Source organism: Nonomuraea sp. NPDC050310, from assembly GCF_040655795.1.
GTDB lineage: Bacteria > Actinomycetota > Actinomycetes > Streptosporangiales > Streptosporangiaceae > Nonomuraea.
This window is the reverse complement of the sequence record NZ_JBFAKP010000002.1, coordinates 365,836-386,711: the sequence shown is the minus strand read 5'-3', so window position 1 is coordinate 386,711 and position 20,876 is coordinate 365,836. Positions and strand designations below refer to the sequence as shown.

General features: G+C 71.1%; 21 protein-coding genes. 13 read left to right on the top strand and 8 right to left on the bottom strand.

Annotation, left to right across the window (positions count from 1 at the left end; genetic code table 11):
• Positions 1-92 precede the first annotated feature (92 nt).
• Together AB0I67_RS07980 and AB0I67_RS07975 are read left to right on the top strand one after the other, a co-directional pair.
• Entirely contained in the window at positions 93-947 is an 855-nt protein-coding gene (locus tag AB0I67_RS07980; protein ID WP_357919442.1) for a sulfotransferase, read from the top strand.
• The gene (locus AB0I67_RS07975; protein WP_357919439.1) at positions 944-2,095 is read left to right on the top strand and encodes a glycosyltransferase family 4 protein; all 1,152 of its coding nucleotides are present in this window, start codon (positions 944-946) and stop codon (positions 2,093-2,095) included. The genes AB0I67_RS07980 and AB0I67_RS07975 overlap by 4 nt, the downstream gene beginning before the upstream one ends.
• Here the strand turns inward: AB0I67_RS07975 and AB0I67_RS07970 are convergent.
• From AB0I67_RS07970 to AB0I67_RS07960, 3 genes are read right to left on the bottom strand one after another with little or no spacing between them, the layout of a single operon-like run.
• Positions 2,067-2,864: an ABC-2 family transporter protein gene (locus AB0I67_RS07970; protein WP_357919436.1), complete on the bottom strand. Its 798-nt coding sequence runs from the start codon at positions 2,862-2,864 to the stop codon at positions 2,067-2,069. The two genes, AB0I67_RS07975 and AB0I67_RS07970, sit on opposite strands and share 29 nt — an antisense overlap.
• On the bottom strand, positions 2,857-3,606 hold the full coding sequence (locus AB0I67_RS07965) for an ABC-2 family transporter protein (protein WP_357919433.1): 750 nt from the start codon (positions 3,604-3,606) through the stop codon (positions 2,857-2,859). Before AB0I67_RS07965 ends, AB0I67_RS07970 begins: the two co-directional genes overlap by 8 nt.
• Complete coding sequence (locus AB0I67_RS07960) at positions 3,603-4,541, bottom strand: ATP-binding cassette domain-containing protein (protein ID WP_357919430.1); 939 nt, start codon at positions 4,539-4,541, stop codon at positions 3,603-3,605. The genes AB0I67_RS07965 and AB0I67_RS07960 overlap by 4 nt, the downstream gene beginning before the upstream one ends.
• A 68-nt stretch (positions 4,542-4,609) precedes the next feature.
• Here AB0I67_RS07960 and AB0I67_RS07955 point away from each other — a divergent pair, with 68 nt between their 5' ends.
• The 5 genes from AB0I67_RS07955 (at position 4,610) to AB0I67_RS07935 (ending at position 9,448) form a co-directional block, all read left to right on the top strand.
• Positions 4,610-5,506: a diacylglycerol kinase family protein gene (locus tag AB0I67_RS07955; RefSeq protein ID WP_357919427.1), complete on the top strand. Its 897-nt coding sequence runs from the start codon at positions 4,610-4,612 to the stop codon at positions 5,504-5,506.
• Between the two features lie 4 nt (positions 5,507-5,510).
• Positions 5,511-7,088 (top strand): lysine--tRNA ligase, encoded by a 1,578-nt coding sequence (gene lysS / locus AB0I67_RS07950; RefSeq protein ID WP_357919424.1) that lies wholly within the window; start codon positions 5,511-5,513, stop codon positions 7,086-7,088.
• A gap of 119 nt (positions 7,089-7,207) precedes the next feature.
• The gene (locus tag AB0I67_RS07945) at positions 7,208-7,930 is read left to right on the top strand and encodes a glycosyltransferase family 2 protein (protein WP_357919422.1); all 723 of its coding nucleotides are present in this window, start codon (positions 7,208-7,210) and stop codon (positions 7,928-7,930) included.
• A 9-nt stretch (positions 7,931-7,939) separates the two neighbouring features.
• Positions 7,940-8,911 carry a 2-dehydropantoate 2-reductase N-terminal domain-containing protein gene (locus tag AB0I67_RS07940; protein WP_357919419.1) on the top strand — a complete coding sequence of 324 codons (972 nt, stop codon included), beginning with the start codon at positions 7,940-7,942 and terminating at the stop codon, positions 8,909-8,911.
• Positions 8,912-8,947: 36 nt separating this feature from the next.
• On the top strand, positions 8,948-9,448 hold the full coding sequence (locus AB0I67_RS07935; protein ID WP_357919416.1) for a hypothetical protein: 501 nt from the start codon (positions 8,948-8,950) through the stop codon (positions 9,446-9,448).
• Positions 9,449-9,458: 10 nt separating this feature from the next.
• On the opposite strand, the gene AB0I67_RS07930 is transcribed toward AB0I67_RS07935, so the two are convergent.
• Positions 9,459-9,884 (bottom strand): hypothetical protein, encoded by a 426-nt coding sequence (locus AB0I67_RS07930; protein WP_357919413.1) that lies wholly within the window; start codon positions 9,882-9,884, stop codon positions 9,459-9,461.
• A 62-nt stretch (positions 9,885-9,946) separates the two neighbouring features.
• Between AB0I67_RS07930 and AB0I67_RS07925 the strand changes: the two genes are divergently transcribed.
• Positions 9,947-11,845: a nitrate- and nitrite sensing domain-containing protein gene (locus tag AB0I67_RS07925; RefSeq protein WP_357919410.1), complete on the top strand. Its 1,899-nt coding sequence runs from the start codon at positions 9,947-9,949 to the stop codon at positions 11,843-11,845.
• Here the strand turns inward: AB0I67_RS07925 and AB0I67_RS07920 are convergent.
• Positions 11,818-12,285: an NUDIX hydrolase gene (locus AB0I67_RS07920; protein WP_357919406.1), complete on the bottom strand. Its 468-nt coding sequence runs from the start codon at positions 12,283-12,285 to the stop codon at positions 11,818-11,820. The genes AB0I67_RS07925 and AB0I67_RS07920 overlap by 28 nt on opposite strands.
• Before the next feature lie 61 nt (positions 12,286-12,346).
• Here AB0I67_RS07920 and AB0I67_RS07915 point away from each other — a divergent pair, with 61 nt between their 5' ends.
• On the top strand, positions 12,347-13,558 hold the full coding sequence (locus AB0I67_RS07915; RefSeq protein WP_357919403.1) for an MFS transporter: 1,212 nt from the start codon (positions 12,347-12,349) through the stop codon (positions 13,556-13,558).
• A gap of 1 nt (position 13,559) precedes the next feature.
• On the opposite strand, the gene AB0I67_RS07910 is transcribed toward AB0I67_RS07915, so the two are convergent.
• The gene (locus AB0I67_RS07910; RefSeq protein WP_357919400.1) at positions 13,560-13,703 is read right to left on the bottom strand and encodes a hypothetical protein; all 144 of its coding nucleotides are present in this window, start codon (positions 13,701-13,703) and stop codon (positions 13,560-13,562) included.
• Positions 13,704-13,960: 257 nt separating this feature from the next.
• On the opposite strand from AB0I67_RS07910, the gene rho reads away from it, so the two are divergent.
• The 4 genes from rho (at position 13,961) to AB0I67_RS07890 (ending at position 19,499) form a co-directional block, all read left to right on the top strand.
• Positions 13,961-15,112, top strand: coding sequence for a transcription termination factor Rho (gene rho / locus AB0I67_RS07905; RefSeq protein WP_357919397.1), 1,152 nt, complete (start codon positions 13,961-13,963; stop codon positions 15,110-15,112).
• A gap of 47 nt (positions 15,113-15,159) precedes the next feature.
• On the top strand, positions 15,160-15,990 hold the full coding sequence (locus AB0I67_RS07900) for a putative RNA methyltransferase (RefSeq protein ID WP_357919394.1): 831 nt from the start codon (positions 15,160-15,162) through the stop codon (positions 15,988-15,990).
• Between the two features lie 151 nt (positions 15,991-16,141).
• Positions 16,142-17,899 carry a prolyl oligopeptidase family serine peptidase gene (locus AB0I67_RS07895; protein WP_357919391.1) on the top strand — a complete coding sequence of 586 codons (1,758 nt, stop codon included), beginning with the start codon at positions 16,142-16,144 and terminating at the stop codon, positions 17,897-17,899.
• A gap of 94 nt (positions 17,900-17,993) precedes the next feature.
• Complete coding sequence (locus AB0I67_RS07890) at positions 17,994-19,499, top strand: APC family permease (RefSeq protein WP_357919388.1); 1,506 nt, start codon at positions 17,994-17,996, stop codon at positions 19,497-19,499.
• Between the two features lie 3 nt (positions 19,500-19,502).
• Here the strand turns inward: AB0I67_RS07890 and AB0I67_RS07885 are convergent, their stop codons facing one another.
• Both AB0I67_RS07885 and AB0I67_RS07880 read right to left on the bottom strand, forming a co-directional pair.
• Positions 19,503-19,694, bottom strand: a complete 192-nt coding sequence (locus AB0I67_RS07885; RefSeq protein ID WP_357919385.1) for a ferredoxin — start codon at positions 19,692-19,694, stop codon at positions 19,503-19,505.
• Between the two features lie 3 nt (positions 19,695-19,697).
• Positions 19,698-20,873 carry a cytochrome P450 gene (locus AB0I67_RS07880; protein WP_357919382.1) on the bottom strand — a complete coding sequence of 392 codons (1,176 nt, stop codon included), beginning with the start codon at positions 20,871-20,873 and terminating at the stop codon, positions 19,698-19,700.
• Positions 20,874-20,876: the final 3 nt, after the last annotated feature.

Below are 20,876 nucleotides of genomic sequence, written 5' to 3'. Positions count from 1 at the left end.
TCCCAGAGAACTCCCAGGAATTCTCCCGTCAGTGCACAGTATCGGTATAGCTCCCAGGGAACTACCAGGAAGAACGGGTACCGTGCCTCGGCATGAATTGGCAGCGAAAGCTCAATAAGGCGCTTGCCAGATATACCGGATTTCACGTAAATCGAGTAGGAAATACGGAGGAGTCGCAGCAGGCGCCCCCGGAGGCCGAGTACCGCCGCCCGGCCGATCCCAAGACCGACCGCCTGCTCGACGCGCCGATCTTCCTGCTCTGTCCGGTCCGGTCTGGCTCGACGTTGCTGCGCGCGATGCTCAACGCCCATTCGCAGCTTCACGCCCCCCACGAACTGCACGTCCGCCGGCTTACCGTCGGCTTCGGCACCTCGCTGAGCGAACGCGCGATGCGCGAACTCGGCCACAACCGCGCCGACTTGGAACACCTGCTCTGGGACCGGGTCCTGCACCGCGAACTGCTCCGCAGCGGCAAGCAGTACATCGTGGACAAGACCCCGGCCAACGCCTTCGCCTTCGAGCGGCTGGCCACCTGCTGGCCGGACGCCCGCTTCGTCTTCCTGATCCGCCATCCGGCCTCGATCGCCGCCTCCTGGCAGGAGGCCAGCCCCGACCGGCGCAGCCCCGAGGAGGCGGTCACCGACGCGCTGCGGTACATGAAGGCCGTCGAGCGCGCCCGCAAGGCGCTGACCGGCCCCACGATCCGCTACGAGGATCTCGTCGCCGACCCGGAAGCCCAGCTCCGCGTCATCTGCGACCACCTCGGTCTGGCCTTCGAACCCCAGATGCTGGAGTACGGCGAGCAAGCCGTGATCACCAAGGGCCTGGGCGACTGGAAGGACAAGATCCGCTCGGGCCGGGTGCAGCCGGGCCGCGACCTGCCGGACCCGGCCGAGGTCCCTGAGCCGCTCCACCCGATCTGCAAGCGCTGGGGATACCTGCCATGAAGATCCGCTACCTGCTGCTGCACGCCTACGGTCTCGGCGGCACGATCAGGACGGTGACCAACCAGGCCAACGCCATGGCCGCGCGGGGCCATGAGGTCGAGGTGGTCAGCGTGGTGCGCCGCCGCGACGAGGCCCGCTTCAAGCTCGACCCGCGGGTGCGCCGCAGCGCCTTGGTCGACCAGCGCGGCGGCGTGGAGCCCGACTCGCTGAGCCGCCGGGCCTGGCGCAAGCTGCGCGGCCGGGTGGTGCCGAGGGGCGAGTTCGCCGCCGACTGGTTCACCGAGCGGGTCGAGCGCGCCGTGATCGACTACGTCTCCGGCCTGCGCGACGGCATCCTGGTCACCACCCGCCCGGCCCTGAACCTGATCTCCGCCCGGCGCGGCTCGGCGCGCGTGGTGCGGGTGGCGCAGGAGCACATGAGCCTGACCGCCTACCGCGAGCCGGTGCGCCAGGAGATCGCCAAGTACTACGGCCGGCTCGACGCCGTCCAGGTGCTGACCAAGGCCAACCAGGAGGAGTACCACGGCCTGCTCCCCGGCATCCGGGTGGTGCGCATCCCCAACGCGGTGCACTCGGTGGACAACAAGCACTCCGCGCAGGAGCACCGCACCGTCGTCGCGGTCGGCCGGCTGGTCACCCAGAAGGGCTTCGACCTGCTCATCCCGGCCTTCACCCAGGCCGCCGAGCGGCATCCCGGCTGGCAGTTGCGCATCTACGGCAGCGGCGCGCGCCGCGACCAGCTCCAGGCGTTGATCAGCGACCCCGAGCGGATCCGCCTCATGGGCTCGACCGGCCGGCTGGATGAGCATCTGGCCAAGTCGGCGATCTACGTCCTCAGCTCCCGCTTCGAGGGCCTGCCGATGGCGATGATCGAGGCGATGACGCACGCCCTGCCGGTCGTCTCGTTCGACTGCCCGACCGGGCCGCGCGACGTGCTCACCCACGGCGTGGACGGCCTGCTGGTGCCGCCGGAGGACGTGGCCGGCCTGACCGCCGCGCTCGACCTGCTGATGGGCGACCGGGAACTGCGGCTGCGGATGGGCGCCGCGGCGGCGGCCACCGCGCGGGCCTACTCGACCGAGCAGGTGACGCCGCTGTGGGAGGAGCTGTTCACCGAGCTCAGCTCCCGACGCTCTGGTAGTGCTTGAGCTGTCCCCGCCACAAGCGGTGCGCCAGCCAGAACAGCGCCAGCCCCACCAGCGGTGAGGCGTAGGCCAGCGGATGCGCGAACTTGTCGAGGATCACCGCGGCCGGCAGGTAGGCGACGAAGGCCACCGGCAGCACGAAGGTCAGCAGCCACTCGGTGACCCCGCCGAAGACCTTCATCGGGTAGGAGCCGAACTTGCTGAACATCTCGTCCACGAAGACCCGCAGGGCGAAGGTGTCGAGCAGCCGCAACGACAAGGAGGAGAGCCCGAGGTAGAAGGCCCCCTCGATCAACGCCCCGCCCACGATCGCGGTGAGCGCGAACAGCACCAGCCCGGGCGTCCACTCGACGCCGGCCGTGCCGCCGGCGACCGCCAGCAGGGCCACGCCCACCGCGAGGTCGCCGGCCTGGCTGAGCCCGAGGCGGCTGCCCATGATCTGCACCAGCGGGTCGAGCGGGCGCAGCAGGTAGCGGTCGAAGGTCCCCTCGCGGACGAGCTGTTCCAGCGAGCCGACGTTGAACAGCGGGATCATCGCCACGCCGTGCGCGGTCAGGCGCAAGCCGTACAGGAAGGCCACCTCGCCGAGGGTCCAGCCGCCCAGCGCCGGGAAGGTGTGCATGACGACCCAGATGAAGGCGAAGCCGGCGCCCTGCCAGACCGCGCCGCAGAGCATGCCGATGTAGGCGTTCGCGCGGTACTGCATCGCCCCGCGCACGCTGGCGCGCTGCAGGACCCAGTACAACCGGAGGGTACGGCGGAGCTCAGCCACCCTGGATCACCACCCGCCGCCGGGCCCGCGACCAGGTGAGCGCGAGCAGACCCCACAACCCGAGCACCCAGGCCGCCTCGACCGCGAGCACGCGCGGCAGGTCGGTCAGGTGGCCGACGTAGAGGCCGGCCGGCACGAAGCCGAGGTACTTGAACGGCAACGCGTCGGCCAGCACGCCGAGGAAGCCGGGGAAGAAGCTGAGCGGCACCATGGCCCCCGCGAAGAACCGGCTGACCAACTGGAACAGCAACTGCACCGCGCCGATCTCCAGGGTCCAGAAGCTGATCATGCTGACCAGCAGGGCGAGCTCGACCGCGATGAGGTAGCCGAGCAGCAGGCTGGCGAGGTAGCCGGGCAGGTCGGCCGGCGCGGTGACCGAGCCGACCAGCAGCACGACCGGGATCACCGGCAGGAGCATGAGCAGCGAGGCGGCGGTGTTGCCCACCTGGAAGGCGGTCATCTGCCGCAGGTAGCCGACCGGCCGGGCCAGGTCGAAGAAGACGGTGCCGGAGCCGACCCGCCAGGCGACGATCCGGCCGACGACCATCTGGGTGGCGAAGCCCTGGAGGTTGGCGAGGGTCAGGTAGGCCAGCAGCTCCTCCAGCGTGAAGCCGAGGTGCGAGCCGCCGTAGACGTTGGCCCAGATCATGCGGAGCAGGAAGACCTGGGCGATGAGCGCGATCACCGTCATGACCAGGCTGCTGCGGTAGGCCAGTGCCATGCGGAAGCCGACGCGGATCATCGGGTGTAGATCCTCTTGATCACGCTTTCCAGGTCGGGTTCGATGACCGCCATGTCGCGGATGGTGTGCGCGCCGGTGATCTCCGCGATCAGGGCGGGCAGGTCGTTGCGGATGGGGAAGGTGTAGCTGCCGTCCCCGGCCCGCCGTACGCCGCGCAGTTCCTCCGGACCGGCGTCGAGCTGGACCACGAGCCGGCGCGGCTCGTCCACGAGGGCCTCGATGGCGCCGTCGAAGATGACCTTGCCGTGGTCGATCAGGATGATGCGCCGGCACAGCGCCTCGACGTCGGCCAGGTCGTGCGTGGTGAGGATGACCGTGGTGTCGCCGGTGCGGTTGGTCTCGGTGACGAACTCGCGGACCGCCTCCTTGGCCAGGACGTCGAGGCCGACGGTCGGTTCGTCGAGGTAGAGCAGGGGCGGTTCGTAGAGCACGGCGGCGGCCAGGTCGCCGCGCATGCGCTGGCCGAGGCTGAGCTGGCGGACCGGGGTGTCGAGGAAGGGGTCGAGGCCGAGCAGGTCGCGCAGCTTGCGCAACGAGGACTCGAAGCGGGGGGCCGGCACGTCGTAGAGCGAGCCGACCAGGCGTAACGACTCGATCAGCGGCAGGTCCCACCAGAGCTGGCTGCGCTGGCCGAACACGACGCCCACGTTGCGGGCGTTGGCCGCGCGGTCGCGCCACGGGATCAGGCCGTCGACCTCGACGGTGCCGCTCGTCGGGGTGAGGATCCCGGTCAGGACCTTGATCGTCGTCGATTTGCCGGCGCCGTTGGGGCCCAGGTAGCCGACCACCTCGCCGCGGTCGAGCTCGAAGCCGACGCCGTCGACGGCGGTCTTCTCCTCGTACTCGCGGGTGAACAGGGTGCGTACCGTGCCAAAGGGTCCGGAGAAGGTGCGTGGCCGGCGGAAGACCTTGGTTAACCCCTCGACCCTGATCATGCCGGAATCCTGCTTCACTCCTGCTGGGGCTGCAAATAGTTTTCAGCTCTCCGGGTAGTGCGGGGCCCATGAAAAAGGTTGCCGTCATCGCCCACCAGAAGAAGACGCTCGGCGGAGGACTGGACGAGCTCCGGGTGCGGATCACCGATCGTGAGGTCGGCGAGTTGCTGTGGTACGAGGTGCCCAAGAGCCGCAAGGCCCCCAAGCAGGCCAAGAAGGCGCTCAAGGCCGGCGCCGAGCTGATCTTCGTCTGGGGCGGTGACGGCATGGTGCAGCGGTGCGTGGACGCGCTGGCCGGCAGCAAGGCCGTGATCGCCATCGTCCCCGCCGGGACCGCCAACCTGCTGGCCCGCAACCTCGGCGTCCCCGAGGACATGGAGGAGGCCGTGCGCATCGGCTTCGAGGGCGAGCGGCGCCGGCTCGACCTGGGCCGGCTCAACGGCGAGCACTTCGCGGTCATGGCCGGGGTCGGCTTCGACGCCGAGATGATCGCCGACGCCGACCGGGGGCTGAAGGAGCGGATGGGCCGGCTGGCCTACATGTGGACCGGACTGCGGCACGCGGGCGGCTCGACCACCCCGACCAAGATCAAGGTGGACGGCACCAAGTGGTTCGAGGGCGACGCGAGCTGCGTGCTGCTCGGCAACGTCGGCACCATCACCGGCGGCATCGAGGCCTTCGACGACGCCAGGCCCGACGACGGCTGGCTGGAGATCGGCGTGACCACCGCGCGCAGCAAGCTGGAGTGGGGCCGGCTGCTGGCCCAGATGGCCACCGGCCGCTCCGACGAGTCCCCGTTCGTGCGCATCACCCGCGCCCGCAAGGCCACGATCAAGCTCGCCGAGCCGCGCACCTACGAGCTCGACGGCGGCGCCCGGGGCACCGCCGACCGGCTGGAGGCGGAGATCCTGCCCGCGGGTATCACCGTCTGCGTGCCTGCGGAGGAAGGGGCTGCGCAACAATAGCCCGATGGACTGGGTCTCGAAGCTTGCCGATGAGGTCGTCGCCGAGGCGGAGCGCCGTGCGCCCGGCAAACCCATCGTCTGCGCCTCGGGGCTGAGCCCCTCGGGGCCGATCCACCTCGGCAACCTGCGCGAGGTCATGACGCCGCACCTGGTGGCCGAGGAGATCAGGCGGCGGGGGCACGACTGCGTGCACCTGCTGTCCTGGGACGACTACGACCGCTTCCGCAAGGTGCCGGCGGGCATCGACCCGTCCTGGGAGCAGCACGTCGGCAAGCCGTACACCGCCGTGCCCGCCCCGCCGGGCAGCCCGTACGAGAGCTGGGCCGAGCACTTCAAGGCGCCGATGACCGCCGCGATGGCCGAGCTCGGCGTCGAGGTGCGCGCGATCAGCCAGAGCGAGCAGTACACCAGCGGGGCCTACCGCGAGCAGATCCTGCTGGCCATGCGGCACCGCGAGACGATCAACGCGATCCTCGCCCAGTACCGCACCGCCGAGGTCACCCGGTACTTCCCCTACCGCCCGTACTGCGCCGACTGCGGCCGCGACCTGACCACCGTCACCGCCTACGACGACGAGAGCACCGAGCTGGCCTACACCTGCGCGTGCGGCTTCGGCGAGAGCGTACGGCTGGCCGAGCACGACCAGGGCAAGCTGGTCTGGAAGGTCGACTGGCCCATGCGCTGGGCCTACGAGGGCGTGATCTTCGAGCCCTCCGGCGTCGACCACCACTCGCCCGGCTCGGCCTGGGTGGTCGGCAAGGAGGTGGTGGAGAAGGTCTTCGCCGCCGAGCGGCCGATCGGCCCGATGTACGCCTTCGTCGGCATCACCGGCATGGCCAAGATGAGCAGCTCCAAGGGCGGCGTGCCGACCCCGTCCGACGCGCTGGAGATCATGGAGGCGCCGCTGCTGCGCTGGCTGTACGCGCGGCGCAAGCCGAACCAGTCCTTCAACGTCGCCTTCGACCAGGAGATCCACCGGCTCTACGACGAGTGGGACGCGCTCGGGCGCAAGGTGGCCGAGGGCCGGGCTCTGCCCGCCGACCTGGCCGCGCACCAGCGGGCGGTGCACTCGCTCGACCTGACCCCGACGGCGGTGCCGTACCGCACGCTGGCCTCGATCTCCGACATCACCACCGGCGAGGAGCGGCAGCTCGGGCGGATCCTGCGCGACCTGGGCGTGCCCACGCTGGAAGAGGTGCGGCCGCGGCTCGACAAGGCGCGCCGCTGGGCCGAGACGCAGTTGCCCGAGGAGGAGCGCACCCGGCTGCGCGCCGAACCGGCCACCGAGCCCCTCACCGAGCAGGAGCGGGAGGCGCTGCGCCTGCTGGCCGACGGGCTCGACGAGCACTGGTCGCCGGAGGGGCTGACCGCGCTGGTGTACGGCGTGCCGAAGGTCATGGCCGGCCTGGCGCCCGACGCCCCGGCCACGCCCGAGCTGAAGGCGGCCCAGCGGGCCTTCTTCGTGCTGGTCTACCAGCGGCTGATCGGGCGCGACACCGGGCCGCGGCTGCCCACGTTGCTGCTGGCCGCGGGGGCGGACCGGGTTCGCGATCTTATCAGGCCAGGCATTTCTGCACAGTGATGTCAAGAGCGGGCATCGATCAATGGTGTCCAGCTCAGGACAGTTGATCATTGATAGGGCCGGGCCTCATGCAAGGGAGCGTCAAGCCGCTTGCAGGGGCTCTCCCGCATCGTTGGGCCATGAGCAGAACGTCCTCGCCCACCGTCAGCATCGTGGTCCCCGCGATGAACGAGGCCGCCAACCTCCCCCACGTGTTCGCCACCCTGCCTTCCTGGGTGGACGAAGTGATCCTCGTCGACGGCAACTCCGCCGACGACACCGTCGCCGTCGCGCGCCGGCTCCGGCCCGACCTGCGGGTCGTCACCCAGACGCGGCGCGGCAAGGGCAACGCGCTGATCGAGGGTTTCGCCGCCGCGAGCGGCGACATCATCGTGATGATCGACGCCGACGGCTCGACCGACGGCCGGGAGATCGGCGCGTTCGTCGCCGCCCTCGTCGAGGGCGCCGACTTCGCCAAGGGCTCGCGCTACCTGGCCGGTGGCGGGTCCGAAGACATCAGCCCGATCCGCTCGCTCGGCAACCGCGTGCTCACCGGGCTGACCAACGCCCTGTACGGCACGCGCTACACCGACCTGTGCTACGGCTACAACGCCTTCTGGCGGCACCACCTCGACGCGATGGCCCTCGATTGCGACGGATTCGAGATCGAGACGCTGATGAACGTGCGGGCCGCCCAGGCCGGCCTGCTCATCACCGAGGTGCCCAGCATGGAGCGCTCGCGCCTGCACGGCGAGAGCAACCTGCACGCCGTCCGCGACGGCTGGCGGGTGCTCAAGACCATCTTCCGTGAGCGTGGGCGCACCGCCCACCCGCTGCCCGCGGCGGTCGCGCTCGCGAAGTAGATTCGGCTGGTGCGCTACATCATCATCGGGGCCGGAGCCGTCGGCGGCACCATCGGCGGACGGCTCTTCCAGGCCGGCAAGAACGTTCTGCTCGTCGCCCGCGGCGCGCATCTGAGCGCGCTGCGGGAGACCGGACTGCGCCTGATGACCCCCGAGTCGGACGAGCTGCTGCCCATTCCCGCCACCGACCGGCCGGTCGACCCTCGCGAGGGCGACGTGCTGGTGGTGGCCACCAAGTCCCAGGACACCCTCGCCGCCCTCGACGCCTGGCCGCGCGACCTGCCGGTCTTCTGCGCGCAGAACGGCGTGGCCAACGAGGAGATGGTGCTGCGGCGCTTCCCCCGCGTCTACGGCGTGTGCGTGTGGCTGCCCGCCGCCCATCTCGAACCGGGCCTGGTCGCCTCCTACGGCTGGCCGCACTCCGGCCTCCTCCAGCTCGGCCGTTATCCACAGGGTGTGGACGAACTCGCCGAGCAGGTCTCGGCCGACCTGACCAAGAGCGGCTTCGTGGCCCCGGCCGGCCCCGACGTGATGCGCTTCAAGTACGGCAAGCTCCTCAGCAACCTGGGCAACGCGGTCGAAGCGCTCTGCGGGCACGACGAGAGCATCGCCGGCCTGGCCGCGCAGGCCCGCGCGGAGGGCGAAGAGGTGTTGCGCGCGGCCGGGATCGCCTTCCCCAGCCGCGAGGAGGAGGCCGAGATCCGCGGCGACCGCGTCGACCTGCGGCCGATCGAGGGCCTGGCGCGCGGCGGCGGCTCGTCGTGGCAGAGCCTGGCCCGCGGCACCGGCTCGATCGAGGCCGACTACCTCAACGGGGAGATCGTGCTGCTGGCCCGCCGGCTCGGCATCGCGGCCCCGGTGAACGAGGTGCTGCAGCGCGAGGCCAACCGTGCCGCCCGCGAACGGCTGCGGCCGGGCTCGATGTCCGTGGCCGCGATCGAGGAGCTGATCGGCGGGTTTCGTGAGGCCACCGCCGGGTAGCTGGCGCTCGCTCTGACGACAGGGAGAGAGTGCATCATGTTAGTTCTGGGAGTGCTGCTGGTTCTGGCTGCCGCCGGAACCATCGCCTTTGTCGCGGTCAACTCGACCGCCATGTCCGACGTCACGTTGAGCGCCTTCGGTTACACCGTCGCCGCCAACCACCTGGAGATGTTCATCGGCGGGGCGGTGGTCGCCGCCGTACTGCTCCTGGGCATCTCGATGATCAGTTCCGGGGGCCGCCGGGCGACCGCCAGGCGCCGGGAGATCCGCAAGGCCCGTCACGAGGCCGACACCCGCGTCGCGCGGCTGGAGGAGGAGAAGCGAGCCCTGCAGCGCAAGCTGGAGGACGAGCACACCGCCCAGCCGGACGTGCAGCCCATCCAGCCGGCGGCGAGCGACCGGCTCGTGGCCCGCGACCACAACCGTGACGGTCACCCGGACGGGCGCCCCGACGGGCACCTCGCCGGGCACCCCGACGGTCGTCACCGGGAGGACCGGCTCCAGGAGCGCCGGGACGGCACCACCGCGCGCACCTGACGAGGAATCCTCATTCGCCGCCTGCTCGCCGTTCCGGGAGCAGGCGGCCTTCGCGCCAGAGCGCCAGGCCGGTGAGCACCGCCCCGGCCCCCTCCCAGAGCCCGACGCCGAGGAACTCGGCGGGCGCCGCGCCCGAGACGACCAGGCCGGTGAAGACCGCGCAGGTCACCATCCGGAAGGGCACGGTCCAGCGGAAGAACGGCGTGAAGTCGGCCGCCGCCGCGAGGACGTAGTAGACGCCCATGTTGACCGCCGCCATCGACGAGGCGGCCATGTAGACCTTGGTGTAGTCGCCCGTCGCCCGGTCGTCCACCACCTCGAAGCCCAGCAGGCCGAGCAGCCCGTCCGGCCAGATCAGGCCGTAGAGGCCGAGCACCAGCGCCAGGAAGCCGAAGACGGCGATGCTCCAGCCGGACAACGAACGTGGAAGACGCACGGAAATCCTCTCAAAGGGGGGTGTAATCTGCGAGGCGCTCTCATCATGCACCCGGAGGTCGCATGCCCCCCAAGCGTGGCCGCCCGATCGCCCTCAAGATCCTCATCCTGCTCGCCGTGCCGCTGATCTCGCTGGCCGGTCTGTGGGGGTTCGCCGCCGGGCTCACCGGCGGTGACGGCCTGCGGCTGCTGGAGATCAACAACCTGGTCACCAACCTGGCCACCCCGTCGGAACAGGTGAACGCCGAGCTCCAGCAGGAGCGGCTGCTCACCATGGAGTTCCTGACCGGGCAGCCCAAGGAGCAGGAGCTGGCCGCCCAGCGCGCCCGCACCGACCGGGCGGTGACCGCCTTCTTCCTCCGCTCCGGAGCGCAGAAGAACCTCTCGCCCGAACTCACCGCCGCCCTGGACACGCTCAGGCGCGAGCTGGACGGGCTGGCGCTGCTGCGCGGCGAGGTCAACGAGCGCGAAGCCACCCCGCTGAAGGCGATCGGCGGCTACAACCGCATGGTCGACGCGGGCTTCCGCATGTACGACCGGCTCATCCTGGTGCCGGACATGACGCTCTACCGCCAGGCCCGGGCGGTCACCATGCTCGGCGAGGCCAAGGAGCTGCTCTCGCGCGAGCGCGCCCTGATCGTCGTCACGATGGCGGCCGGGAAGGTCGGCGACGCCGAGCGGGCGATGTTCCTGGAGGCGATCTCGACCCGGCGGCTGCTGTTCGACCAGGCGCTCTCGCATCTGGACGACGCGCTCGGCGCGCCGTACGAGCGGCTGGCCGCCTCGCCGGAGTACCGGCGCTTCGCCGAGGCCGAGGACGCCATCCACGGGCAGGCCGCCAAGAACGGCCTGCCGGCCACCGCGGCGGGCTGGTCCAGCGCCACCGCCGACGTGTGGCGGATGGTCGAGCGCAACCAGCTGCTCGCGGTCGAGGGGCTGGTCGAGCGGGTGAACCCGGCGGCGGCCGGCATCCTGGTGAAGATCGGCATCGCCGGGGGGCTGGGGCTGCTGGCCGTACTGGCCTCGGTGTTGTTGTCGCTGCGATTCCGGCGCAAGCTCGTGCGCGAGCTGGCCGGGCTGCGCGACATGGCGATGGCGCTGGCGCACGCGGGCCTGCCCGCGCTGCTGCGCACGCTGAAGGAGAACCCGAGGGCGCGGCCGGAGGTGACCCCGCTGGACGTCAGGACCGAGACCACCGAGGTGACCGACATCGTGCACGCCTTCAACACGGTGCAGACCACGGCCGCCGAGACCGCGATGGGTCAGGCGCGGCTGCGGCACGGCGTCAACGAGGTCTTCGTCAACCTGGCCCGGCGCAACCAGTCGCTGCTGCACCGCCAGCTCATCCAGCTCGACGAGATGGAGAAGGGCGCCGACGACCCCGAGACGCTGGAGGACCTGTTCCGGCTCGACCACCTGACCACCCGCATGCGGCGGCACGCCGAGAGCCTCATCATCCTGTCCGAACGGACGCCGGGGCGTGGCTGGCGGCGCGCGGTGCCGGTGATCGACGTGCTGCGCGCGGCCTCGGCCGAGGTGGAGGAGTACGCGCGGGTCGAGCTGGCCATGCCGCCGCGGGTCTCGCTCACCGGCGGCGCGGTGGCCGACGTGATCCACCTGCTGGCGGAGCTGATCGAGAACGCCACGCTGTTCTCCCCGCCGACCACCCGGGTGGACATGCGCGCGACCAGCGTGCCCGGCGGGCTGCTCATCGAGATCGAGGACCGCGGGCTCGGCCTCGGCCAGAGCGAGCTGGACGAGCTCAACGCCCGGCTGGCCGAGCCGCCGGAGTTCGACCTGGCCGAGAGCGACCGGCTGGGCCTGTTCGTGGTCGGGAAGCTGGCCGCGCGGCACGACGTGCGCGTGACGCTCGGCCCCTCCCCCTACGGCGGGCTGACCGCGACCGTGCTGCTGCCCTCCTCGGTGATCGCCGATCAGCTCACGGTGGTCGGCGGCAAGTAGCGGATCCGGCCGTCGGCCCGGGCCTCCCTGGCGGCCAGCAGGCGCTGGTGCAGGCTCGGGGCGAGCAGGCCGGCCGCCTCCTCGGGGTCGAAGAAGCCGTAGCCGTCCAGCTCGGCCTCCTGCACCTTGATCGGGGTGTCGGCGGGGATGACGCCGCAGTCGAAGACGAAGGAGACCAGCGGGTAGGGCCGGGTGTCGTAGGCCGGCACCCACTGGACCGCGAGCAGGTCGCCGACCGGCAGCTCCAGGCCGAGCTCCTCGGTGATCTCGCGGGCGCAGGCCTGGGCGGGCTCCTCGCCCGCGTCGAGGCTGCCGCCCGGGAAGATCCAATGGTCACGGTAGTTGGGATCCACCAGCAGCACGCGGCCCTGCGGATCGGTGATGTAGGCCGCCGCGCCGGCGAGGACCCGGTGGATCGTGGACCAGAAGTCGTTCGTCACACGATCTATAGAAGCACGCCCGGTTTATTACCAAATTTCGGGAAAAGCTAGCCTTGAGGGCATGGCGCTGCTCTTCTGGGCCGTCGGCGTGCTCGCCTATCTCGTCGCGGTCTTCCACCGACAGTCCCTCGGCGTCGCCTCCCTCGAAGCCGCCGCCCGCCTGGACGTGGGCTCCTCCGGCCTCGCCACGCTGGCGATGCTGCAGATCCTCGTCTACGCGCTCATGCAGGTCCCCGTCGGCGTGTTGCTCGACCGCTTCGGCTCCAAGCGCCTGCTGGCCACCGGCGCGCTCACCATGGCCTGCGGCCAGGCGCTCCTGGCCGTCGCCGACACCCTGCTGTACGGCGTCGCCGCCCGCATGCTGATCGGCCTCGGCGACGCGATGACCTTCATCAGCGTCATCCGCCTGGTGAACCTGGCCTTCCCGCCCCGGCGCAACCCGGTGATGGTGCAGCTCACCGGCCTGCTCGGCCAGCTCGGCGCGATCGCCGCCACGGTGCCGATGATCGCCGCGCTGCACACCTACGGCTGGGAGGCGACCTTCTTCGGCGCCGCCGGGCTCGGCGTGGCCGTGGCCCTCCTGGTCGTCACCGTGCTGCGGGAGAAGCGTTCGGAGCGCGTCTCCGAACCCGGGCTGCGCGCGGCCTGGGCGCAGCCCGGCACCCGCCTGGGCATGTGGACCCACGCCGCCACGCAGTGCTCGGCCGCGGCCTTCCTGCTGCTGTGGGGCTACCCGTTCCTCGTCGAGGGCCAGGGGCTCAGCCCGGCCACCGCGGGCGTGCTGCTGTCCACGCTGACCGCGGTCGGGCTGGTCTGCGGGCCGCTGCTCGGCTGGCTCGCCGGGCGCTACCCGCTGCGCCGCTCCTGGCTCGTGCTGGGCGTGATCGGCTCCACGACGGCCGCCTGGACCCTCGTGCTGGCCTGGCCAGGACGGGCGCCGCTGTGGGTGCTGGTGCTGCTCGTCGTGGTGCTGGCGACCAACGGGCCGGGCTCCATGATCGGCTTCGACTACGCCCGCACCTTCAACCCGGCCGCGCGCATCGGCGCCGCCACCGGCATCGTCAACGGCGGCGGCTTCCTGGCCTCGATGGCGGTGATCGCGCTCATCGGGCTGGCGCTCGACCTGGTCGGCGACTACCGCTGGGCCTTCGTCGTGCAGTACCCCTTCTGGCTGCTCGGCGCGGTGCAGGTGCTGCGCTACCGCGCCAAGGCCCGGCGGCTGCTCGCCCAGTTGGACGAGGGCGCCGGGGAGGTGCGAGCGGCGCTCGACTGACTCAGGCGGCGACCGGCTGCCTGGGGACGTACTCGACGTCGACGTCGGCGGCGAAGACCGCGCGGCGGCAGCCCGAGCAGCGGTACATGATCGGGCCCTCGTCCAGCTCGGTGCGGCAGCGCGGGCAGAGAATCTTGGTGTTCATCACGGTTTCCCCCTCGAGTTCATGTCCCCATGAGAACTTGAGACCATTGCAGCGCCCCTGCAGGGCACTTGACCGGCGAACCACCGACAACCATCCGGGAATAGCCCGATCGGGTGGTGTGTTGTGATGGGCAGCGCATGTGATACCTTGCGCTCAGGCGTTCGAGCTCAGCTCCGCCTTCCACCGGTTCCCTCTTGAGGACCGGCACATCTTCTCTCTTACCCCGCCTTTCCGGCGTGCCCTCAAGGAGGGTCTCCATGTCTGTACAAACCATTCCCAAACCCCGCGTAGCGTCCGTGCCCAAGCAGGCCAGGCAGTCCAAGCAGCCCCGGCAGGCCACGGAACCCACGCAGGTCAGCGGCCTGCTCGACCTGCGTGAGCGCACCGCGCACCTGCGCGCCTCCTACACGCCCTCACCCGAGGACGTACGGCTCCCGCCCGACCGGGCCCGCGAGCTCGGCCTGCGCTCCGGCGACCACGTCGTCGCGCTGGTCAACGGCGGCAAGCTGGTCGAGGTCGTGTCCGTCAACGGCTCGGCCGACTGGCGCTTCCGCCCGCACTTCGCCGACCTGACCCCCGAACACCCCGACGAGCGGCTCCGCGTCGAGACCGACTCGCTGACCACCCGCGTCGTCGACCTGTTCGCGCCGATCGGCAAGGGTCAGCGCGGGCTCGTCGTGGCCCCGCCCAAGGCCGGCAAGACCATGGTGCTCCAGGCGCTGGCCGCCGGGATCACCCGCAACCACCCCGAGGTCGAGCTCATGGTCGTGCTCGTCGGCGAGCGGCCGGAGGAGGTCACCGAGATGCGCTCGACCATCCGGGGCGAGGTCGCCGCCTCCACCTTCGACCAGCCCGCCCGCGACCACGTCGCCGTCGCCGAGCTCGCCGTCGAGCGGGCCAAGCGGATGGCCGAGGCCGGCCGTGACGTGGTCATCCTGCTCGACTCGCTGACCCGGCTCGGCCGGGCCTACAACATGATCGCGCCCAACGGCGGGCGCATCCTGAGCGGCGGCATCGACGCCGGCGCCATCTACCCGCCCAAGAAGTTCTTCGGCGCGGCGCGCAAGCTGCGCGAGGGCGGCTCGCTGACCATCCTCGCCACCGCGCTCGTCGAGACCGGCTCGCGCATGGACGACGGCCTGTTCGAGGAGTTCAAGGGCACCGGCAACATGGAGCTGCGGCTCAGCCGCGCCCTGGCCGAGCGCCGCATGTTCCCCGCCGTCGACATCGAGGCCTCCAGCACCCGGCGGGAGGAGCTCCTGCTCGACCCCGCCGAGAAGCAGGTCGTCTGGCGCCTGCGCCGCATGCTCACCGCGCTGGACCCGCAGCAGGGCATGGAACTGCTGGCCGGCAAGCTGCGTGACACCGCCTCCAACGCCGCCTTTCTGGCCGAGGCCCGCACCGCCTGACCAGCCCTTCCCTGCGGGCCGCGGCCCTCGTCGCCCACAATGGGCGCATGCTCGCTGACATCGTCGACCGTCTCCGCTGCCCGATCTGCCGCCGTCCGGTACGGCAGGCCGTCACCACGGTCGGCTGCGAGCAGGGCCACTCCTTCGACGTGGCGCGACAGGGGTACGTGAGCCTGCTGGCCGGTTCCCAGCCGCCCGGCACCGCCGACACCCCCGCCATGGTCGCCGCCCGTGCCGCCTTCCTGGCCGCCGGCCACTACGCGCCTCTGGCCCGGGCCGTGGCCGCCACCGTGGCCGCCCTCTCCCCCGAGTTCGTGGTCGACGCCGGGGCGGGCACGGGTTATTACCTGGCCGAAACGCTCGACGCGGTGCCCGGCGCGACCGGCATGGCCTTCGACATCTCCAAGCACGCCGTGAAGCGCGCGGCGCGGGCGCACGAGCGGGCCGGGGCCTTCGTCGCCGACGTGTGGCAGCCCCTGCCCATCGCCGACGGGGTGGCCGACGTGGTGCTCGACGTGTTCGCGCCGCGCAACGGGCCGGAGTTCGCGCGCATCCTGCGGCCGGGCGGCACGCTCGTGGTGGTCACCCCGGCGCCCGGGCACCTGAGCCCGCTGGTGGCGGAGCTGGGGTTGCTCTCGGTGGACGAGGCGAAGGAGGAGCGGGTCGCGCGCAGCCTGGCCGGCTTCGCCGAGACGGGACGGCAGGAGGTGCGGTTCGGGATGGAGCTGTCGCCCGAGGAGATCGCGCAGGTGGTCGGCATGGGGCCGAGCGCCTGGCATACCGACATGTCCCACCTTATGGAGCGTCTGGCGAAATTTCCGGACCTGACGGCTACACAGGCGGTGTTTCACCTTTCTACCTTCAGCGCGCTATCATGATCAAGCCTGATACTTGACCGCTGTCTGTGAAAAATGTTACCTATGGGGGATTTGAGGAGTAATTTCCTCACATTCCAGCACAATGCCCACATCTTTTCGGGTCCCAGGCGCAATACTGGACCGCAATCCGGAACCGCGATGGGGGAGGGGAATGAAGGCCGAGGAACGCTGGCACGCCAGGTTCCGGGCGCCGCGCATGACGTTGCCCACCTGGGCACGCCAGGCCCCGAACCGCGCGATCTACCGCTGTGACGTCTCCGGCACGTGGGAGGTCTACGCGTGGGACCGCGCGACCGGCACCACGCGGCAGGTCACCGACCAGCCCGCCGGGACCACCGACTACGCGGCCATCGACCCCACCGGCCAGTGGATCTACTGGTTCCGCGGCACCAACGGCGACGAGCTCGGCATGTGGATGCGCCAGCCCTTCCGCGGCGGCCCGGACGAGGAGGTCGCCCCCGGCGTCCCCACCGGCCAGCCCGGCGGCCTGGCCCTGTCGGCCACCGGCGTGGTGGTCATGAGCCTGGCCCACGAGGGCGGCTTCACCACGCATCTCATCCGCCCCGGCGAGGAACCGCGCGTGCTCTACACGCACGCCGAGGCCGCCTGGGTCACCGACATCACGCTCGACGGCGACCTCATCGCGCTCAACCACAGCGAGCACGGCGACTTCGGCCACCCGGCGCTGCGCGTCCTGCGGCAGAACGGCCAGCAGGTCGCCGAGCTCTACGACGGGCCCGGCCGGGGCGTCGTCGGCCTGACCTTCTCCCCCGTGCTGGGTGACCGGCGCCTGCTGGCGCTGCACGAGCGGCGCAGCCGTACCGAACCCCTGGTGTGGGACCCGGTCACCGGCGAGGAGCGGGAGATCTACCTCAGGGACGCCGGCGAGCTGACCGCCGAGTGGTACGCCGATGGGCGGGCACTGCTCATCCGGCGAGACGACCGTGCTCGTAGCTTCCTGCACAAGTACGACCTGGCCGGCGGCGGCATGACCGCGATCGACACCCCGCACGGCGTGATCGAGGACGCCCGGCCGCGCCCCGGCGGGCAGGTCGAGTACTCCTGGTCCAGCGCCTCCCGCCCGCACGTCATCCGCTCCACCACCGGCCAGACCGTCATGCAGAACGGCCCGGCGGCGCCGGCCAGCGTGCCGGTCGAGGACATCGACGTCGAGGGCGAGGGCGGGCGCATCCACGCGCTGGTCTCGCGGCCCGAGCACGGCTCCGCGCCCTACCCGGCGGTCTTCCTGATGCACCGCGGCCCGTGGCGCAACGACAACGACTCCTTCTCCCCCGAGGTGGCCGCCTGGGTGGACAGCGGCTTCGCCGTCGTGCGGGTCAACTACCGCGGCTCCACCGGCTACGGCACGGCCTGGCGCGACGCGTTGCGCGACAACGTCGGGCACATCGAGCTGGCCGACGTGGCCGCGGTGCGTGCCCACCTGGTGGCCAAGGGCCTCATCGACCCGCGCCGCACCGCCCTGGCCGGGCTGCTGTGGGGCGGCTACCTGACGCTGCTCGGGCTCGGCACCCAGCCGGAGCTGTGGGCGGCGGGCATCGCCACGATGCCGATCGCCTGCTTCCCGACCGCCTACGAGGACAGCTCGGAGGGGCTGCGGGCCCTGCACCGCACCGTCTTCGGCGGCCCGCCCACCGAGTATCCCGATCGTTACGCGGCCAGCTCGCCGATCACCTACGTCGAGCGGGTCGAGCAGCCGGTGCTCATCCTGGCCAGCGAGAGCGAGCGCAGCCTGTCCATGCGGCAGATCGAGGCCTACGTGTCAAGGCTCTCCGAGCTCGGCCGGGAGTACCAGCTCCACACCTTCGGCTCCGGGCGCGGCACCCTCGTCGTGGGCGAGCGCATCGCCCAGATGGCCGCGCAACTGGAGTTCGCGCGCAAGCACGTCTGACAGACCGTCAACTGTTAGCGCTCCGACCTGCTTGAATGTCAGCCCTCTCGGCTGTCAGCATCGCGCCACCCCAGCTCTGCCCGGAGGCGCGAACGTGAAGACCCCCACCCAAGAACCCGTGGCCGTCAACCGGCTCAAGAAGAACGCGGTCGGCCTCGTCGGCGTGATCTTCATGGCGGTGGCGACCGCCGCGCCGATCACGGCCATGACCGGCAACGTGCCGATGGTCGTCGGCTTCGGCAACGGGCTCGGCGTGCCGGCCGCCTACCTGTTCGCCACCGTCGTGCTGACCGTCTTCTCGGTCGGGTACACCGCGATGGCCAAGCACATCACCGCCGCCGGCGCCTTCTACGGCTACATCTCCCACGGCCTCGGCCAGGTCGCGGGCATGGTCGCCGGGTTGCTCGCCACAATGGCCTACGTGGTCTTCGAGGCCTCGATCATCGGCTTCTTCGCCTACTCCGGCCACGAGCTGTTCCTCACCTTCGGCATGGACGTGCACTGGCTCGTCTTCGCCTTCGTGGGGCTGGCGCTCAACGCGATCCTCAGCTACTTCGACATCAACCTGACCGCGAAGGTGCTCGGCATCTTCCTGGTGACCGAGATCGTCATGCTCGGCGCGGTCGCGCTGGGCACGCTGGCCACCGGCGGCGGTCCCGACGGGCTGATGGCCTCCTCGCTCAACCCGGTCAACGCCTTCACCGTCACCGGCCTGGTCGAGGGCGGCTCGGTGGGCCTGGGCCTGTTCATGTGCTTCTGGTCGTGGGTGGGCTTCGAGTCGACGGCGATGTACGGCGAGGAGTCGCGCGAGCCGAAGAAGATCATCCCGATCGCGACCATCGTCTCGGTGGTCGGCATCGGGCTGTTCTACACCTTCGTCTCCTGGATGATCGTGGCGGCCAACGGCGCCGGGGTCACCAAGACCGCCGCCACCGGCTTCGCCGAGATCTTCTTCGCGCCGACCGAGGGGCTCTTCGGCACCTGGGCGGTAGGCCTGTTCAAGATCCTCATCCTGACCGGCTCCTTCGCCTGCGCGATGGCCTTCCACAACTGCGCGGCCCGCTACCTGTACGCCATGGGACGGGAGAACCTCATCCCCGGCACCGCCAGGACGCTGGGCCGTACGCACCCGGTGCACGGCTCGCCGCACATCGCGGGCTTCGTCCAGACCGGCATCTCGGTGGTGCTGATCCTGGCCTTCTTCCTGGCCGACATGGACCCGTACCTGCACGTCTACACCCTGCTCGCGGTGCTGGGCACGATGGCCATCCTGATCGTCCAGACCATGTGCTCCTTCGCCGTCGTGGGCTACTTCCACGGCCGCAAGAAGCACCCGGAGACGGCCAGCGTGTGGCGCACCCTGCTCGCGCCGGTGGCCGGCGGCCTCATGATGGCCTACGTCGTGGTGCTGTTGCTGCAGAACCAGGAGACCGCGGCCGGCGAGGGCGCCAAGAGCGCCTTCTTCACCGCGATCCCCTGGATCGTGGTGGGTCTCATCGTGCTCGGTGTCGGCCTCGCGCTCTACCTGCGCTTCGTCAAGCCGGAGCGGTACGAGCTGATCGGCCGCATCGTCCTGGAGGACACGGTCGAGCGCGACTGACGCTCACGCCAGGCCGAGCGCGCCCGAGGGGCAGGTCCGCACCGCGCGGCGCACGGCGGCCTCGGCCGCCGGGCCGGGTTCTGGGAGGAGGACGGTCACCAGGCCGTCCTCCTCGGCCTGGTCGAACACCTCCGCGGCGAGCAGCGCGCACATGCCCGCGCCGACGCACCGCTCACGATCCGCGACGATCCGCATGGCCTACCCCCACCGCACCGGCAGCCGGTGCACGCCGTAGACGTCCATCCCGTCGCGCATCGGCACCTCCGCAGCCGGTACGGCGAGGCGCAGGTCCGGCAGCCGCCGGAAGAGCGCCGGAAGGGCGATCCGCAGCTCGATCCGGGCGAGCTGCTGCCCGAGGCACTGGTGGACGCCGTGCCCGAAGGCCAGGTGCCCGGTGGCCTCGCGGCGCAGGTCGAGCCGGTCCGGGTCGGCGAACCTGGCCGGGTCGCGGTTGGCCGCCTGCATGGACAGCGCCACCGACTCCCCCGCCGCGATGCGCACCCCGCCGAGCTCGACGTCCTCGACGGCGCTGCGCGCCCCGGTGTGCGCGATGGTCAGGTAGCGCAGCAGCTCTTCCACCCCGCGTGCCGGATCGGCCAGCAGCGCCTCGACCTGCTCGGGCCAGGTGAACAACGCGAAGGCGCCGAGCGCGATCATGTTGGCGGTGGTGTCGAGCCCGGCGCCGAGCAGGAAGGCGCCGATGCCGGCCAGTTCCTCGTCGCTCAGGTCGCTGCCGGCCAGGTCGCCGAGCACGTCGTCGCCCGGCGTCGCCCGCTTGGCCTCCACAAGCCGGCGCAGGTAGTCCTGGAGCGCGCCGAAGGCGGCCGACTGCTCCTCCACCGTGGCGCCGATGCCGCTGAGCGCGACGGCGTGGCGCTGGAAGGTCTCCCGGTCGGCGTACGGCACGCCGAGCAGCTCGCAGATCACCAGGGCCGGCACCGGCTGGGCGAAGGCGCTCACCAGGTCGGCCGGTGGGCCGAGCCGCCCCATCGCGTCGAGGTGCTCGGCGGTGATCTCCTCGACCCGCTCGGCGAGCTGGTTCATCCGCCGGACGGTGAACTTGCCGGCCAGCAGCTTGCGGTAGCGGGTGTGCTCGGGGGCGTCGATGCCGGTGAGGTCGCCGACCGGCGCGGGCGGCATCGGCCCGAGGTCGGCCAGCGGGTAGTGCATGAGCTCGTAGCGGGAGCTGAAGCGCGTGTGGTCGGCGGCGACGGCGCGGGCGAGCTCGTGGCCGGTGACCAGCCAGCCGAGGTGGCCGTCAGGGAAGCGGAAGCGGCGGATGGGCGCCTCCTCCCGGATCGCGGCGAGCTCGGGCGGGGGGTCGAAGGGGCAGCCGGCGGCGCGGGTGGACGGCAGGTCGGTCAAGGGGTTCATGGA